Raw genomic sequence first — 16,131 nt, 5'->3', positions numbered from 1 at the left:
AGAACCATTAAAAGCCATTTAGAAAGGCACTGGATACTCTTTAAACACCGACATAACGTCTTTTAACGCATCTTCAGACAGTGCCATGTCAAACGCAGACATATCCTCTTTCAATTGCTCTAGAGACGTTGCACCAATGATCGTTGAACTAACACCATCTACCTGATCACACCAAGCCAAAGCAAGCTGCGCAGGAGTAAAACCATGCTTCTTCGCAACGTCTAAATAAGCAGAAACAGCCTTCTCCACCAAAGCGGTATCGCGGAAAATACCATTGCGTTGAGCATACGTCCAACGGCTGCCTTCAGGACGGGCCCCTCCAAGATATTTCCCAGTTAAGGCACCAGCCGCTAGAGGTGACCATGGCAGATAGGCAACCTCTTCGTGCACACAATTCTCAATCAAATAAGGCCAATCTTTGGTATGCAATAAACTAAATTCATTTTGAATAGACGCAACACGAGGCAACCCATGTTTATCACTTAAACGGATAAACTCATTAATCCCCCATGTCGTATCATCCGACAAACCAAAATGACGAATTTTGCCCGCTTTAATACAAGTCTCTAAGCCTTGCAAAATATCCAACATTTGAGCGGACTGCTCATCGCGGTCGACATCCGTAAAACTGATAACACCAGGAAAGTGCTTAGCAAAGTGAGGAGTAGAACGATTAGGCCAATGAAGCTGATAGAGGTCAATATAATCCGTTTGCAAACGCTTTAGCGAAGCATCAACCGCTTCAATCACCGTCTTGCCAGAAATATTACTACCATTACGAACGTACTTCATACCAGGGCCAGCAATCTTGGTGGCAAGCACGAACTCTTTACGGCGCGATGGATTGCGAGAAAGCCAATTACCTATGATGGTTTCCGTTTTACCATAAGACTCTGGCGTTGGCGGAACAGAATACATCTCAGCCGTATCAATAAAATTCACACCATTTGCTAACGCGTATTCAATCTGAACATCAGCATCTGCTTGATTATTTTGAGTCCCCCAAGTCATGGTACCCAAACAAACACGAGAAACATCTAAGCCAGTTCGGCCGAGTGGAACGTATTTCATTCTCTCAATCCTTCAAATTCAAGTGACACATATAAGATGCGGAATTTACACCAAAGAGACAATGTAATAAAAAACGCACTCACTCGCCAGTTTTATCAATGAAAACAATAAGGAGTTGACCAAAATCGCCAATCAGAAAACAAGTAGAAAACAGCGCTATTTCTCAAGCAAGGGCTCATATCGCTGATCTGTTAATGTTTTCAGAAAGGCCACAATGGCATCTACACGCTGATCTGGCAAGGCAGGGCCTTTCTCTAGGCTCACTAAGTCGATATTTTCCGCCACTTCAGGCTCTGCCCAAGGCTCACCTGTTTCAGGATTCAACTTACGCATAGGGTTATTATATTTATCGTAAAAAAGCACAACGGTACGCAGATCTTTAAACACACCGTTATGCATATAAGGTCCTGTCACAGCGACATTACGCAGAGAAGGTACTTTGAATTTACCAGCCTGCTTAGGGTCATCAATCATTGGATTATCTAAAAGGCCGAGGTCTTTTTTATTGCCATTGAACGCCATCAAGGCCGGATTCGCAGGCACGCCTATATTACGATACTCATAATTCGTGAACGTTTCTTGGGCATTGAGTGGTGACGTACCGAGTTGATGACATGCGTTACAATTAGTAAATTGCTGAGAGAAAAACAAGGTTTTTCCCAGCTCCTCTTGAGGCGTCAGTTTAGCTTCACCTCGTAATGCTCGGTCATATTTTGAATCAAACGGCATAAACAATGCCGTTTTCTCAAACGTTGCAATCGCATTCGTGATGGCTGCATAGCCGGTTTGCGCGTCTTCTAAAATATCTTGACCATAAAGCGTATTGAACAAATCAACATAGCGTGGATTTTCTTTGACTCGTTCAACAACGGAAGCACCGTCCGGTAAGGCCATTTCCAAAGGGTTCAAAAAAGGCCCTTCAGCTTGTTGAGCCAATCCAGAGGCCCGACCATCCAAAAATTGACCGCCACGATATTCGCCATTCGACATACGATAAAAAGCAGGAGAAAAAGCCGCATAGCCTGCTGTTGGTGTATTGCGTCCGCCCATTGAATGGCCATCACTTCCCAATGAGACCGCACCCAACAATGCATCTTGTCTCTTATCAACAAACGCATTAGCAATATCATGACACGTACCACAAGACTGATTACGCTGTTTCGATAAATTTGTATCAAAGAACAATTGCGAACCAAGCAGCGCTTTCGGATCTGAAAGAGAAATGGGAAGTTCGGGAGAAACGTTCTCAGCGTTAGATACACCCACTGCTTGTTTAGGTTCGCTACAAGCAGAGAGAAACACCACAACAGCCATCATACTAAAACAAGAACGCAGCATTAAATTTTGCTCAAACTGAAAAATGAATAAGCTAGATAATACACCGACACAAAAAATCAGTAAAACAATGACAATCATTCTTAATTAATTTTGCAAAAAAAACACCTAACACGATCTATATCAAGAAGGTGTTAGGTGTTTTCTAATGGTAACCCGTAAAATAAGACTAATTTTGCTCAGGCAACGTGACATTTAGCTCCAACACAGAGCAATCATCGGTATTGTCGAGCTGTATCTGCACATCTTCATTACCGATATTCACATACTTACGAATCACATCAATGATTTCTTGTTGCATTTGTGGCAAATAATCAGGTTGATGGCGCTTACTGCGCTCATGAGCCACAATAATCTGCAGTCTGTCTTTAGCAACAGACGCGGAGCTAGGCACGCTTTTGCTTTTAAAATAGTCAAAAATTCCCACACTAACCCCCTAATAATCGTTTGATGAAGCCTTTTTTCTGAACTTCTAAGAATCGCAACGGACGCTCTTCGCCCATCAAACGGTCAACCGCATCCATATAAGCAAGACCCGCCTCGGATTCAGTATCTAATATAACCGGCGTACCTTGGTTTGACGCTTTTAAAACCGCTTCCGACTCAGGAATGACACCAAGCAATGGAATCGCCAAAATATCTTCCACATCGGATACACTTAACATTTCTCCTAGAGCAACACGCCCAGGATGATAACGAGTTAAGAGTAGATGCTCTTCAATAGGCTCTCTCCCTTCTTCTGCACGTTTTGACTTACTTTGCAAAATACCCAAAATACGATCAGAGTCGCGCACAGATGACACTTCTGGGTTCGTTACAACGATGGCCGCATCAGCGAAATACAGCGCCATTTGAGCGCCCTTTTCGATTCCGGCTGGAGAGTCACAAATAATGTACTCAAACTCTTTAGCAAGCTCCTCAAGAACCCACTGAACGCCCTCAGTAGTCAAGGCATCTTTATCGCGAGTCTGTGACGCAGGCAAAATAAACAAATCTTTTGTCCGCTTATCTTTAATCAAAGCTTGAGATAGAGTCGCTTCTTTGTTGATAACATTCACAAAGTCGTAAACCACTCGACGCTCACAGCCCATAATTAAATCTAAGTTACGTAAGCCTACATCGAAATCGATAATAACCGTTTTATGTCCTTTTAACGCGATACCAGTCCCAATAGCAGCACTGGATGTCGTCTTTCCGACACCCCCCTTGCCTGAGGTGACTACTATAATTTTTGCCAATGCTTTATCCCCCGACAAACCCAAATAGGGTTTATCTAACTAATTAAATGAATAGTAAACCTTAGAGCGGTACGATTTCTAAACTATCGTCAACTAATAACACTTGCGCCCCATCTTTCCAAACGATATTTCGCAGCGCATCACTCAACATAAAATTACCTGCGATAGAAACCAGTTCAGCCTCCATGCTTTTACAAAAAATTCTTGCCTCAACGTCACCTTTTACGCCAGCCAAGGCACGCCCACGCAATGCACCATAGACATGAATATTACCATCGGCTAACACTTCCGCGCCCGCACTGACTTGATTCAGAATAATCAAATCCCCTTCGGCATAGACTTGCTGCCCAGAACGAATCGGTTTAGTAATCACTTTCGTTGTTTGAGGCACGAGGCGCTCTTCAACAACGGTTTTCACCACCACATCTGGACTAGCCTCTTCTTTTTCCGCTGTGGATGTCGTAATTGCCCTTGCTTTACTCGCAGGCAAAAGCGGAATTTTGACCAACGCCTTCCATACAGGCAAAGCCTCTGGATCACAACGCCAACCAATCACACCAAGACCGAGCTCCACTGACCGACTGAATAAGAACATCAAACTCATCAATCGTAATGCCACGCTTCATTTTTGAAATATCAATAATGATCGGCGCTTGATTAAAAAAATGTGGAACCTGATCAATCTTTTCTTTTAAATGAAAAACGATGTCATCTAATGAAAAAGTCTGAATCTCCAGCAAAATCGTCGTAACGACACTTCCTTTAAGTCGGAAGCCTGAGTCTGTCATGCAAACTGTCCTTTTTTAATACCTTAAATGGCCCCAAATACTGCCAAGCCGCACTGAATTTTCACTATCAGCATTGAAAATCTATTCTATCAAGCTACATGATTAAAGAAAGCCATCAAGACACACTATTTACATTCTCGCTACATATTATTTGCTCTCTTATAGGGCTAAGAATAACGCAAAATGCACAATAATGAACGAAAGATTAAGCTTTTGATTTAGTTAATATTTTACAACTTACTTACATACTTGTTCCCATTAATCTGGGGAAAACTTTTGCACCACAAACACACAACAAAATTCTCATTCATTTGTTGAATGCGGTGCAAATTCTGGTGCAAGACGACTAACGCCTAAACCGCTTTGCTTAGTCAATTTTATCTGCACAGGAATACGCTCTTTCAGCGCACTAATATGGCTGATGATACCAATGGTTTTACCAGATGAGTGCAGGTTATCCAAAGCGTCCAATGCAGACTCAAGTGTCTCGCCGTCTAACGTGCCAAAACCTTCGTCCAAAAACAAAGAGTCGATACTGGTTTTATGAGACACTAAATCAGATAAAGCCAAAGCCAGCGCCAAACTGACCAAGAACGACTCGCCCCCAGATAAGGTCTTTGTATCTCGAGAAGCGTTTGCTTGCCAAGTATCGACCACCAACAAAGACAATGTCTCTTCATTGCGCATTAATTGATATCGACGATGCAAGATAGCCAAATGCTGATTGGCTAAATACACCAAATGATCTAAGGTGAGACTTTGCGCAAAACGGCGGAATTTTGCACCATCAGCAGAACCAATCAGATGATTTAGGCGCTCAAGATGCACAAACGCCTCTCGACGGGCCTCTAAGGTTTCTTTGGATTTCGCCACCTGTTCCCTACGTTGAAATTCTTCTTGGATCTGCTGAGTGACCACGCCCCACTGACGATGCATTGTTTGACGCTCAATTTCAAGCTGAGCATGTTTGTCCACAAGAACATCGAATGGTAACACCATCAACTCCGTCTCGTCTGGCACCATATTATTATGCTTTAACAAAGACTCAGCGGATTGATTCAGCAAGGTCTGTGATCGGGAAACGGCTTCCTGTAATGATGTCAATCTTGCTTGACGATGACTAACCTCTTCTGTGGATAACATCGCCTGTAACCAAACACCCTCGCCCTCAAAGCCTTTCTCAACCAAACGTTTCTGCCATTCAGATAGAGCAAGGTCATATTCCTTTTCTAAGGCAAGATGAGACTTAGAAAGCGTCGCCAATGTCGCCTTACTGGACGCTAATGCCTGAGCCATCTGCTGCCACTCCACTTCGACTTTTTCGAGCATTTGATGAGCATGATCAACCTGAGACTGCCTGTCGTGACGAAGCTCACCAATACTCTTGTCACCTAAAAGGGCATTTAACTGCTCTTCAATAGCCTGTAAGCTAGCCTCAAATCCAGCGACCTTTTCACTCGCTTCACCATATAACTGCTGACTGTCTGTTAACGCGTTTTCTAGGTTCTTTACCTCATAAGCAAGCTGATCTTTTTGCTGCAACAACACCTCGTAACCCGCTTTACTATTTCGCCACTGTGTTATCGCGTCTTGCAACTGTGCCAATGCCTCGGTCAAGGACAAGTCAAAGTAACTTTCAGGAACACCCGCTTGCTGCATGTCATTTTTCAAACGCTCAATGGTTTGTGCTTGCTCACCTTTCCTACTGGCTAAATTCTGCTGGAGCGTCTCTAGAGTTTGCCAGAGTAACTGACATTGAGATTCATTTTTCGCCGCCTGCTGTTGTGTCGCTTGCTGCTGAGCATGCAAGTTTTGCAACTCAGCCTCTAACGCTAAACGAGACCGCTGAAGCGCCTCAAGCTTAGGAGCAATGTCTTGCATATCTCGCCACTCTTGATCCACATACTGCACCAGAGCCAACACCTGTTCTTTATTAGAAAGACTAACACTAGCGCCTTGGCTTTTCCTGTCATGATGTAAAGATGCCAGCCACTCATTCAACTCCTGCTCTGTTTTCAGTAAAACATCCACTAATGGCTGACGACGAATTTGAATAGACGCAAATTCCCTCTGCATGGATTCCAAGTCCGCGGCCAACTGCATTCCTTCGCCTTTCAAACTATCAAGCTCTTTGCCTAAGCGAATAAATTCATCTTGACGACCAGAGTCTGCTTGGTACAAGGCATTGGCAAAATGATGTTCTGCTGAGCCACACAGTGGACAAGCATCATGCTCACCCAATTCATCCCGTAATTGAGTGAGCGCCACGATATGACGCTCGGCCTCTGCGAGTTTTTCAATCGATTTTTGAAGGAGAAGCTTATCTTTATAAGCGTGTCTTTGCTGCGCTAACTGAGTTTGTTGCTGCTGAATACGCTGCGTCATTGCATTCAAGTTCGCGTCCAACTCTGTTAATTGTGCTTGCTGTTCTTGGTACTGATGGAACTGCTTCCAAAGAGATTGCGCATGATACTGAGCGCGTTCAGCCTGATGATAGACTTTCTGCCAATCTGCGTAGTCACGTTGCGAGGACAAGGCCATAAAAGCATCAACATCTCTCTGCAGGGTGTTCTGATGCTCAGATATCCGCGCTTGATCCTGTTCAAGCTTAGCCTGATTTTCTAAATACAAAGCGCGAGCCACCTCATAGTTCTTTGTATTCGACACAATTTGCTGTTCAAGCTCAACAATCGCTTGGGTATTCGATGCCATGCTTTGCGCTTGATGCTGCCAACTGGCTAATTGATGTTCAATCTTCTCCGGCGAGCGCCAACGACTCAAAATCGCCTTACTTTCATCGCAGGCTTTATTAATATCCGTTTGTTTCTCAGTCATGCCTTTTAGTTGCGCCTGCTGATTTTCGACTTTTTCAGCGGCTTGCATGAAGCGAGCTGACGCATCTTGGTGCTGCGCCTTCACACTTTCTTGGCGTGTCAGGACAGGCTGAATCTCATCATTGATCTTATTATTCAACGCCACTAATTCAGCATGCGCCTTGGTTAATTGCCCTTTTGCCTGCTCAACCGATTCGGCTAAAACTTGGCTTTGTTTGAGCTGTGCGTCTTGCATTTCAGTGTATTTGCTAACGTCAGCCTGATTCTTATCTAAGCGCGATTTTAAGTCTTGCTGCTTTGCATAATCCGGTTGCAATACTTGTGCGGTCAATGCCTGCTCAAGTTGCTGCTGTTGAGGAGCAAAGTCCGCAAGGACCTGGGTTGCTTCATCGAATTGCTGCTGATATTGCGCCACTTGCTCTTGCAAATTTTGTTCTGTACGTCGCCATTCCAAAACTGCTTGATGATGTTTTAGCGCTCGAGCATTGGTTTTTTCATTGGCTTCAAAATTCGACTCTGTTTGCTTTAGCTCTGAAAAAGCCTCGTCTGTCAGCAATTGAGCTTGCTCATTGATTTTTTCCAAGGCGGCGATGGCCTGCTTTTCTTGCTTGTGTTTATCAAACACCCACTTAGATACATCACCGTAAATTTCCGTACCGGTTAGCTCTTCTAATAGCTCGGCTCTGTCATTAGGCAACGCATTCAAAAAGGCCGAAAACCCACCTTGAGCCAACAACATAGACTTGGTAAAACGCGAAAAATCCAAGCCAGTGATCTCAGCAATTTTATCAATTTTTTCGTTTATCTTGGTGGTGATAATGGTGCCATCACGTTCGCATAGCTCACAGGTCATGGGTTGCAACTTGCCATCGCTTTGACCGCGGGCGCGTCGTTGCCCCCAGAAAGCGCGATAACCTTTCCCCTTAATTTCAAACTCCACTTCCGCCAAACATTCAGACGTATGACGCGTCATCACATCATTCTGACTCGGCGAGACTTTCAAACGCGGTGTTTCATGGTACAAAGCCAGACAGATGGCATCCAATAAAGTCGACTTACCCGCGCCCGTTGGCCCAACAATGGCAAACACGCCCGCATCGTCAAACGGCGCTTTGGTAAAGTCAATTTCCCACTCGCCTTTGAGGGAATTCAGATTCTTTAGGCGCAGTTTGCAAATTTTCATGATTGCTTCTCCTCGCCGTTTTGCTGATGCGCTTCCAACTCCGTCAAACAGGCATTAAAAAGCTCCGTCAGAGTTTTAGACTCTTCTTCATCCAACTCTAAATTCGATTTAAGACTCTGCTGAAACACATCACCGACCGTCAATTCTGACAAGGTTTTACGCGCCTCAAAACCGTCGTTCTTTTTCTCTATGGCACTTCTTCGCATGACTCGCAGCAACTCGATTGGCTTGCCCTCAATCACCTCTAGCAAACGCTTATGCACATCGCTCAAATAATCATCTGCAATCACAGTGACTTCCAACCATAAAGTTTTATCTTCGTCTAATGGCAAGGCAGAAATCTGCTTAATAACATCTTTCAAATTGCCTTTTACACTCGCCATGGGCTGAAAATTTGGAATCGTTACCAACTGAACAGGGTCCACCGGCTCGGCAAACAAGTCTTCAACAAAGGTGTCTTCACCTAACAAGTCGGTATTCAGTATCACCAGCGTCTTGTCTCGTCCCAGTTCATCAAAACTCAACGGAATGGGTGACCCGCTGTAACGGAATCGACCGCTTTTACTGATTGGCTGAGCACGATGAATGTGCCCAAGCGCAAGGTAATCAAACGCCGGAAACACAGACGTCGGCAAGGCTTCTAATGTGCCGACATAAAGATCGCGAACCGACTCACTCACTTGCCCGCCCACCGCGGTCAAATGCCCAGTACCAATAATCGGCACTGGCGTTTTCAGCGCTTTATTTTTCTCACACGCTGCTTCATACACCTGCTGGTAAAATTCGCCAATCGACTGCAACAAACTCAACTTCTTGTCTTGCTCAGATTGCCCAGCAACGCTTTGCATCACGTCTTTTGGGCGCAAATACGGCACAGCACAAACCCAAGCAGCCACCTCGCCGGTCTTGTCTTTCAGCGCAACAACATGAGAGTCAATATCTTCGAGAGTGGCTTGGCTAGACACTTGCGTATCAAGATACATCAGCAAACTCTTAGATTCATTTAACATACTGACCGAATCGTGATTACCCGCAATAATCACCAACTGACAGTGGCGAGCCTTCATATCCAACACCAACTGATGGTACATTTCACGGGCATAACTTGGCGGAGAACCAGTATCGAACACATCGCCCGCGATAATCACCGCATCGACTGACTCTCGATCCACCAGCGCCAACAACCAATCAATAAAGGCCTTATGCTCATCTCGGCGGGATTTCCCCATAAAGTGCTGACCAAGATGCCAGTCAGAGGTATGTAGAATTTTCATTAATAGAATCCGTGAATAAAATTAAAAAGCATAAAAATATGCATAAAAATAAAAAGGCCAAGCTACCGAACAAAATGCAGCTGATTCGGATGAATCCGCAAAGGACGTAACAACCTACCCCAATCCTTCGCAGACACGTTTTGACCATGGTAAATAAGCTGTAAAGAGGCATCGCCTGCATCCACCAGCGCCGCTTGAAGAAACGCCAACAGCGCAGCATCCGCCAAACTTAGCTTGGGATCACTCTTCGCAGGCAAAACAAAATGCCCGAGAAAACTTGGCGTATAATCCAGCACTGCCTCACGCCAATAAGATTCAAAAATAGCGTTATCCGGAGAAGAAATCACCACCACAGGCGCATCGGAAATGTCCATTTCAAACAACAAACGTCCTTTTCTAATCCCCGTGAATAATTGAACAGCAAGCTTATCATCAGACGAAAGCGCCAAGGCTCGCCACCAATCCTCAGCGGAAACATGCTCTTTCTGCAGAACCAATTTCAAAGGGGCGCCAGCAGGATTTAGTGTCATGCATTCATAAAAATGAGCCTCGCTCAGCAGACGAATATTCAGATACCTTACTCGATAACCTTTCAGAGAGAAGAGACACAAAAACGCGGTCGCCAAAAGAATCGTCACTTGCTCCTAAAAGAGTCAGCTCAATCGATGCTTCATCAATAGTGATATTACTTAAAACAGTAAAAGAGGAAGACTCAGCCGGCGTTTGCCGAGTTAAAGACATCGCCGACACCACGGTCGTTTGACAGGAAAGAATCGACTCGCAATTACTCACATCATAAAGACGACAAGCCCCACACGCCCCAGCGCGACAACCGTAACGAACATCCGCACCCTGAGAAAGCAAGGAAGACAACAAGTTGCCCCCCAACACCACCTCAAACTGCTCGTCATCCAATTTTATCGTCAGCGCCTGTGAATCCATCATCCAACCTCGTTTTTTGATACGGCTATTATGACATATTCTCACACCTCACCCTCGCCCTTTCTTAAAACCCATTCCTAAAAAAGAAAAGGCAATGCTGATTGAACGCATTGCCTTAGGATCACATTTTGAAATGAGAAGGTTTGGTAGCAACAAAGTGAAATGACATTCCTCCCTCGAAACTATCGCCTACCTCGTTTTACTTTGTTTGAGTGGCAATTTTTCTTCAGAATGCTGTTTGGCTTCATCAAGGGCAGATCTTAATTCTGTGAATAAATCGCGATTACACATCACGTCATGCCTCCATATAAATCCAACAAAACACCGCTTATTAAAATATGTAATTTTTCAATGTACAGTTGCTCTTTTCATTTATGCAAGGGACTCATAGTGAAAAGATTTGCCTTCGTTAACGACGCAGCTGAACGCGAATACAAGATACTCTGTTTAAACGCAAGCTTTATCGGGCTAAAGCCACCTTACTTGATCCACCCTCTATAAAAATCGCACGGTTTAATCGCTTTAATTAAACCACGCCATAAATTATGCTTCTGGGTAATTCTAAAAATGAAGCTTAATTATGCATACTCTTACCACAAATGATGCTAAGAGAAATTTTGACGAGCTTGAAGCAATGAAACTTGATTACCTAAAACACTACGTTGAATCTGCCAAAAAAGAGTTAGACAGTGGTGACACAGCCGACGGTGAAGCTTTTCTAAACACTCTTTGAGGGCTAATGGTCAAAGCCAAAGACCTTTTAGCCCGTCCAGTCAAAAAGTGAAAGCTTCGCTTTCAACGGCACATTACGCTGCGCTCATGATGCTCTACGATTAGCTATGAAAAAGGCACGGCCTACAAAAGTCGATATATACAGGCCTAACGCCAGCCATTCACCTTGGTTTGATTTTGCGCTGACGCGTTGAGCCTGCGAAACAGGCGCAAGCAAAGCAATACCAAGGTGAGATATAGTACGACGCCCTTGTGCCACGAAGAAGTCAGTTCGACGCGACGAAGTTGCGCGACGTTATGGCGTTTCAGGGTCATTAACAGAAAGAGGCTCTCTACCAATAAAACCAATCTATGCCTTACGGTAAAAGGAGCGTAGGTAAAAATGATGTACCTATGAAAGAAATCAGGCATTAAAGATCTTAAAGCGAATTTTTGCTTTTCTTTATAAGGTAAGTTTTGGGCGCTTGCAAAAAGTTATCCGCTCAGCATTCACTGAATTGAAGAGCGGAATAACCTTTAGGAATACAAAGCCAATAAGAGGATTCAAAAGAAATAAAAGAACAACCCCATCTTCCGTCTTCCCCTTGAAGAAGGGGAAGCAACTTAGGCCTTCGGCGTGGACGCCAACAACGCGACGAGTAGTCGCCAAAAATCCCCAACGGAGTCGATTTCCATGCGCTCTGTTGGTGAATGGGCACCACGGATGTTGGGGCCGAAGGAGACCATTTCCATACCAGGGTATTTCGCGCCGATGATGCCGCACTCTAGGCCCGCATGGATGACTTTTACATTGGCTTCGTGCCCCATGACATTGGTGTGAACGGTTAAGAAGTGCTTGAGTAAGCATGCCTTTGGATCTGGGCGCCAACCAGGGTAGCCATTTTCGAGTTTCACGTCAGCTTGAATTAATGAGAAAGCAGATTTTGCCACGTAAGCCAGGTGCTCTACGGCAGAATCCACTAACGATCGTACTAACAAGCAGGCATCAAACGCTTTTTTACCGTCAGCGGTGTTACGAAGATTCATCACACCAAAGTTACAAGAGGTTTCGGTGACGCCTTCCAAGTCCGCACTCATGCGATGAACACCATGGGGCGCGCAGTACATGGCATTTAACAAAGCGTCTTTAGCGTTGCTTTCCAGTTCTGAATCCAATGCCGCCGTGGCTAAGGTAACGCTTAAATTCGCTTCTGTCGCTGAAAACTCCGCTTGTGTGGCTTTCTCAAATGCTTCAATAAAGGCAAACAGTTTAGCTTGGTCTTTGCTGCTGACGTTGATGGTCGCTGTGGCATCCCGTGAAATGGCATTGCGTAATGTACCGCCGCTAAACGCGCTTAAACCAAAATCACAACGCTCTTTTAGCAAGTTTAACAAACGGACTATCAGCACGTTCGCACTGGCACGACCTTTATGGATATCCAATCCAGAATGTCCACCACGTAAACCAGAGACGGTAATTTTGAAGGCTTTTTGGTCACTATCAGCCGCGATAGCGACGTACTGTTTTTCAATATTGATGTCCATGCCACCTGCACAGCCAATATACACATCGCCACGATCTTCAGAGTCCAAGTTTAATAAGATCTTGCCCTGTAAAATGCCCTCTTCGAGTTGTAGAGCACCCCGTAGACTGGTTTCCTCTTCGATGGTAAACAAGGCTTCAATAGGTCCATGGACTAAGTCAGTCGCTTCTAGTACGGCCATGGCGGCGGCAACACCAATGCCATTGTCAGCACCAAGGGTGGTTCCGGTTGCGTGAACCCAACCATCGATCACTTGGGTGACAATCGGATCTTTGGTGAAGTCATGGTCGATGTCGGCATTTTTCTGCGCAACCATATCCAAGTGACCTTGTAAGACGACAGTTTCTCTGTCTTCCATGCCTTTGTTGGCGGCTTTGCGGATTAATAGGTTGCCGACTGGATCAACATAGGTTTCATGACCTAGCTTGGTCGCCCATTGAATGAGGTGTTCTCTTAGTGCCGCTTCATGATAGGACGGTCTTGGTGTGTTACATAATGTTTGAAAATGGCGCCAAATAGCCGCAGGTTGTAACGTTGTTAGTACTTCGTTCATTTTAGTCTCGTGTATTTTTTTAAGAACATGTTGCGAATGCTAGCCACACTAATGAAGTGCCGCCATTGAGGCAATCGAAATTAAGACTATGCTGATAGAGAAAACGTATGCGCTGTACAATTTGATCGTGAAGAAGAAACCAAATTCTAGATTAGATGGACAAACATTAGACATACAAAAAAGACGCCATGATAAACCGTATCAAGGCGTCTTCTTCAGTGCATTACTCGAGCGTCTTTGTCCGTCTTATTTTTTCTTTAAAGACGCAGCTGAAAAAGTCACAAACTCTTCCGCGCTGGTTGGGTGAACCCCTACCGTGTCGTCGAAATCCGCTTTGGTTGCACCGGCTTTGATCGCAATCCCTAAGCCTTGGATAATCTCGCCAGCGTAATCGCCGACCATGTGCGCACCAATGACTTTATCGTCTGCATTGTTTACCAACAACTTCATCATAGAGCGTGACGTGCTGCCACTCAGTGTGTGTTTCATTGGGCGGAAGTCCGTTTGATACACTCGGAAGTCTAAGCCTCGCGTCTCGGCTTCCTGCTCACTTAAGCCTACGGTGCCTATTGCTGGTTGGCTGAAAACAGCGGTTGGAATATTGTCATAATCGAAGGTCACTTCTTTGCCTTCAAACCAATAAGCGATCAACGCCATGGCTTCTTTAATCGCAACCGGCGTTAACTGGATACGATCCGTCACATCGCCAAGAGCAAAGACGCTTTTTGTAGAAGTAGTGAAGTTTTTATCAATGATCACTGCACCGTTTGTACCGGTTTTGACGCCCGCTTTGTCAAGCGCTAGGGAAGCCACGTTGGGCACACGACCAGTGGCATAAAGAATCAAACCAAACTCTTCTACATGACCATCTTTAAAATACACTGTTCGAGCGCCTTTTGGGTCCGCCGCATCCGCCAATTCAATGTATTCAACGTCGGTATTTAAACGAACATCAATGCCAGATTTTTTGTATTCTTCACTGGCAAAATCCCGAACATCTTGGTCGAAGCCACGCAGCAACTGATCTCCACGGTAGGCAAGGCTGGTTTCCACGCCTAAGCCATTCAGAATACCAGCAAATTCAACAGCAATGTAACCACCACCAACAACCAGTGCTTTTTGAGGCAGTTCTTCTAAAAAAACATCTCGTTAGAGCTGACGACGAGGTCGCTGCCTTTAAATTCAGGGATAAAAGGCTTAGCGCCAACAGCAATCAAGATGCGTTCTGCGGTATAGGTTTTACCATCTACCATAACAGTATGCGCATCGACAAAACTCGCAAAACCGGCAATGACCTCAACACCAGCATTGCCAAGTAAATTGCCGTAGATGCCGTTGAGGCGTTGGATTTCTTTGGTTTTGTTATCACGTAAAACCGACCAGTTAAACTCAACACCTTGGTGAGACCAACCATAACCAGCCGCTTCGTCAAAACCATGGCCAAATTCTGAACCATAGACAAAGAGTTTTTTAGGCACACAACCGATGTTGACACAAGTGCCACCCAATGCGCCGCCTTCTGCAACGGCGACTTTATAACCTTTCGATGCTGCTATTCGGCTCGCTCTAACGCCACCAGAGCCTGCGCCAATAACAAATAAGTCGTACTGATAAGGCATTTTGAGTCTCCAAAATTACTTTTTAAACCATTCGTACAGTGTAACAGGCCAGCCAAAAGAAGTTAAAAACAATCCCATATACGTGCCATGAAAAAGCCATCAATTCATCTTATTTAACCGCTTTATGTAAACCCCACATCTCGGTATCATTGAGCAAATTCGTTTAACAAGGAATCCCCGTGAAATTTGTCTCTTTTAACATCAACGGTTTACGTGCTCGACCACATCAAATAACCGCGCTTGTCGAAAAACACGCACCGGACGTCATTGGCCTGCAAGAAATCAAGGTGCACGATGATGCTTTTCCTCACGAGATTCCACAATCTGTTGGCTATCATGCTTATTATTACGGACAAAAATCCCATTACGGCGTGGCTATTTTTAGTAAGCAAGAAGCGACTAACGTGGAGTACGGCTTTCCAGATGATGATGAAGACGCGCAGCGTCGAATGATTATTGCGACGTTTGACACTCCCCAAGGACCAGTAAAAGTGATAAACGGTTACTTCCCTCAAGGAGAAAGCCGCGACCATGAAACTAAGTTTCCAGCGAAGCGTAAATTTTATGCAGACTTAATGCAGTACCTTGCAGCCCATTCTCCTGATGAAAAAATCATTGTCATGGGTGACATTAATATTTCCCCTACGGATTTAGACATCGGCATTGGAGAGGTCAACGCCAAACGCTGGTTAAAAACAGGCAAATGCAGTTTCTTGCCAGAAGAAAGAGAATGGTTCTCTACCTTGGCCAACTGGGGACTAACAGACACTTATCGTCAGCTTAACCCAACACGAGATGATCGTTTCAGCTGGTTTGACTATCGCTCCAAAGGCTTTGAAGACACGCCTAAACGTGGCTTACGAATCGATGTCATTATGGCCTCCAATGGACTGACACCTTATTTAGAAGATGCCGATGTAGATTACGATTTGCGCGCCCTAGAGAAGCCATCCGATCACGCCCCTATTTGGACAAGCTTTAATCTTAACAAATAAAAAGCCATGACACGGTCATTGTGCAAATATCATACAACACGACA

13 protein-coding genes and 1 pseudogene are annotated in these 16,131 nt (G+C 44.8%); 2 read left to right on the top strand and 12 right to left on the bottom strand.

The window, feature by feature from the left end; all coding sequences use genetic code 11:
* Positions 1-18: 18 nt before the first annotated feature.
* From AC0L6V_RS04355 to AC0L6V_RS04310, 10 genes are all read right to left on the bottom strand, one after another.
* Positions 19-1,071, bottom strand: a complete 1,053-nt coding sequence (locus AC0L6V_RS04355) for an aldo/keto reductase (protein ID WP_409419421.1) — start codon at positions 1,069-1,071, stop codon at positions 19-21.
* Between the two features lie 156 nt (positions 1,072-1,227).
* Complete coding sequence (locus tag AC0L6V_RS04350) at positions 1,228-2,409, bottom strand: cytochrome-c peroxidase (protein WP_409419854.1); 1,182 nt, start codon at positions 2,407-2,409, stop codon at positions 1,228-1,230.
* Positions 2,410-2,575: 166 nt separating this feature from the next.
* The gene (minE, locus tag AC0L6V_RS04345; RefSeq protein ID WP_111605983.1) at positions 2,576-2,833 is read right to left on the bottom strand and encodes a cell division topological specificity factor MinE; all 258 of its coding nucleotides are present in this window, start codon (positions 2,831-2,833) and stop codon (positions 2,576-2,578) included.
* Position 2,834: 1 nt separating this feature from the next.
* Positions 2,835-3,644 (bottom strand): septum site-determining protein MinD, encoded by an 810-nt coding sequence (gene minD / locus AC0L6V_RS04340; RefSeq protein ID WP_409419420.1) that lies wholly within the window; start codon positions 3,642-3,644, stop codon positions 2,835-2,837.
* Between the two features lie 61 nt (positions 3,645-3,705).
* Positions 3,706-4,200, bottom strand: a complete 495-nt coding sequence (gene minC, locus AC0L6V_RS04335; RefSeq protein WP_418138794.1) for a septum site-determining protein MinC — start codon at positions 4,198-4,200, stop codon at positions 3,706-3,708.
* Positions 4,181-4,432, bottom strand: coding sequence for a septum site-determining protein MinC (locus AC0L6V_RS04330; protein WP_418138793.1), 252 nt, complete (start codon positions 4,430-4,432; stop codon positions 4,181-4,183). The genes minC and AC0L6V_RS04330 overlap by 20 nt, the downstream gene beginning before the upstream one ends.
* A gap of 303 nt (positions 4,433-4,735) precedes the next feature.
* On the bottom strand, positions 4,736-8,449 hold the full coding sequence (locus tag AC0L6V_RS04325; RefSeq protein WP_265217622.1) for an AAA family ATPase: 3,714 nt from the start codon (positions 8,447-8,449) through the stop codon (positions 4,736-4,738).
* On the bottom strand, positions 8,446-9,723 hold the full coding sequence (gene sbcD, locus AC0L6V_RS04320) for an exonuclease subunit SbcD (RefSeq protein WP_265217621.1): 1,278 nt from the start codon (positions 9,721-9,723) through the stop codon (positions 8,446-8,448). The genes AC0L6V_RS04325 and sbcD overlap by 4 nt, the downstream gene beginning before the upstream one ends.
* A gap of 62 nt (positions 9,724-9,785) precedes the next feature.
* The gene (locus AC0L6V_RS04315; RefSeq protein ID WP_418138792.1) at positions 9,786-10,226 is read right to left on the bottom strand and encodes a hypothetical protein; all 441 of its coding nucleotides are present in this window, start codon (positions 10,224-10,226) and stop codon (positions 9,786-9,788) included.
* 31 nt (positions 10,227-10,257) lie between these two features.
* Entirely contained in the window at positions 10,258-10,668 is a 411-nt protein-coding gene (locus AC0L6V_RS04310) for a 2Fe-2S iron-sulfur cluster-binding protein (protein ID WP_418138791.1), read from the bottom strand.
* A gap of 577 nt (positions 10,669-11,245) precedes the next feature.
* On the opposite strand from AC0L6V_RS04310, the gene AC0L6V_RS04305 reads away from it, so the two are divergent.
* Complete coding sequence (locus tag AC0L6V_RS04305) at positions 11,246-11,398, top strand: hypothetical protein (protein ID WP_265217618.1); 153 nt, start codon at positions 11,246-11,248, stop codon at positions 11,396-11,398.
* A 602-nt stretch (positions 11,399-12,000) separates the two neighbouring features.
* Here AC0L6V_RS04305 and AC0L6V_RS04300 read toward each other — a convergent pair.
* Both AC0L6V_RS04300 and gorA read right to left on the bottom strand, forming a co-directional pair.
* Positions 12,001-13,473, bottom strand: coding sequence for an aminoacyl-histidine dipeptidase (locus AC0L6V_RS04300; RefSeq protein WP_265217617.1), 1,473 nt, complete (start codon positions 13,471-13,473; stop codon positions 12,001-12,003).
* A 246-nt stretch (positions 13,474-13,719) separates the two neighbouring features.
* Positions 13,720-15,092: pseudogene (gene gorA, locus AC0L6V_RS04295) on the bottom strand (glutathione-disulfide reductase).
* A gap of 179 nt (positions 15,093-15,271) precedes the next feature.
* On the opposite strand from gorA, the gene xthA reads away from it, so the two are divergent.
* Positions 15,272-16,087 (top strand): exodeoxyribonuclease III, encoded by an 816-nt coding sequence (gene xthA, locus AC0L6V_RS04290; RefSeq protein WP_265217615.1) that lies wholly within the window; start codon positions 15,272-15,274, stop codon positions 16,085-16,087.
* Positions 16,088-16,131: the final 44 nt, after the last annotated feature.

The organism is Marinomonas sp. G8-14 (genome assembly GCF_055808935.1).
This window is presented reverse-complemented; position numbering and strand designations above follow the sequence as displayed.

Excerpts from the sequence above, each read along its gene's own strand:
- AC0L6V_RS04355 (WP_409419421.1), bottom strand. The coding sequence starts at position 1,071 with ATGAAATACGTTCCACTCGGCCGAACTGGCTTAGATGTTTCTCGTGTT.
- AC0L6V_RS04350 (WP_409419854.1), bottom strand. The coding sequence starts at position 2,409 with ATGCTGCGTTCTTGTTTTAGTATGATGGCTGTTGTGGTGTTTCTCTCT.
- AC0L6V_RS04330 (WP_418138793.1), bottom strand. The coding sequence starts at position 4,432 with ATGACAGACTCAGGCTTCCGACTTAAAGGAAGTGTCGTTACGACGATT.
- AC0L6V_RS04325 (WP_265217622.1), bottom strand. The coding sequence starts at position 8,449 with ATGAAAATTTGCAAACTGCGCCTAAAGAATCTGAATTCCCTCAAAGGC.
- sbcD (WP_265217621.1), bottom strand. The coding sequence starts at position 9,723 with ATGAAAATTCTACATACCTCTGACTGGCATCTTGGTCAGCACTTTATG.
- AC0L6V_RS04310 (WP_418138791.1), bottom strand. The coding sequence starts at position 10,668 with ATGATGGATTCACAGGCGCTGACGATAAAATTGGATGACGAGCAGTTT.
- AC0L6V_RS04305 (WP_265217618.1), top strand. The coding sequence starts at position 11,246 with ATGCATACTCTTACCACAAATGATGCTAAGAGAAATTTTGACGAGCTT.
- AC0L6V_RS04300 (WP_265217617.1), bottom strand. The coding sequence starts at position 13,473 with ATGAACGAAGTACTAACAACGTTACAACCTGCGGCTATTTGGCGCCAT.